At 66.0% G+C, this 1,051-nt stretch carries 1 protein-coding gene; it reads right to left on the bottom strand.

Annotated features, from left to right (window positions below):
- Positions 1–80: 80 nt before the first annotated feature.
- Positions 81–910 (bottom strand): IS5 family transposase gene (locus ACFYE1_RS17450; protein WP_387745827.1). Its coding sequence is split into 2 segments (ribosomal slippage): positions 81–542 and positions 545–910, totalling 828 coding nucleotides; the frame shifts between segments, so codons are not numbered across the junction.
- Positions 911–1,051: the final 141 nt, after the last annotated feature.

Consider the following 1,051-nt stretch of genomic DNA (forward strand, 5'->3'; position numbering starts at 1 on the left):
GCCGCCCTCATGCCAGACCCCAGCCTGTATCCGGCACGCTCATCAGTATTAAGGGTTAAACGGCAAGCTAAGAAGTGGTTTCAATAGTCTTTCCGGGGCAGACGCCGGGCGCAGATGACAGTGATGGCCAGGGTCGCCACAGCGGTGATGGTGGTAGCGCTGCGGTCGTAGCGGATGGCCAGGCGACGGAAGGCCAGCAACCAGGAGATGGTGCGTTCCACCACCCAGCGGTGTCGTCCCAGGCGTTCGCTGGAGTCCACCCCGATGCGGGCGATGCGGGCGGTGATCCCGCGCCGGCGCAGGTAGCGCCGGACTCGTCGGTTGTCGTATGCCTTGTCCGCGTGCAGCTTGACCGGTCGGCGCCGTGGACGGCCGCGGCCTCGGCCCTTGACCGGGCTCACACCGTCCAGGATCGGCTCCACGAGCATGGAGTCGTGGCGGTTGGCTCCGATGATCGCCACCGCCAGCGGCAACCCGTCGGCAGTGACCAGCAGGTGGTACTTCGTGCCGAGTTTGCTGCGATCCGTGGGATTGGGCCCCGTCAGCTCACCCCCCTTTTCGCCCGGACGCTCACCGAATCCAAAGACGCCCTCGACCAGTCCAGCGCCCCGTTCTGGCCGAGCTGGTCGAGGACGGCGTGGTGGAGCTTCTCCCACACCCCGGCCTCCTGCCAGGCCCGCAGTCGGCGCCAGCAGGTGATCCCGGAGCCGAAGCCCAACTCGGTGGGGAGTTTCTTCCACGCGATGCCGTGCTCGGCCACGAACAGGATGCCTTCCAGCGCGGCCCGGTCATCAACCCGAGGCCGCCCGGTGCGCCCGTTCTTCGCCGACGGGGGTGGCGGGATCAAGGGTTCCAGCAGCTCCCACAGCTGGTCGCTGACCAGTCGTCCAGACGTTCTCTGACTCGCCATGGCAGTCATGATCACCGGCCTGACCGACCCCACTCAACGCCTCAGCCGTAACTATTGAAACCACTTCTTATACTGCAACGACAGTTTGTGACCTCTGCGTTTGTAGTGGCCGGCACGGGCGCGTGCTTGACTGGTGCGCCG

Origin of the sequence: Kocuria nitroreducens (assembly GCF_042879195.1) — a bacterium.
Lineage (GTDB): Bacteria > Actinomycetota > Actinomycetes > Actinomycetales > Micrococcaceae > Kocuria > Kocuria nitroreducens.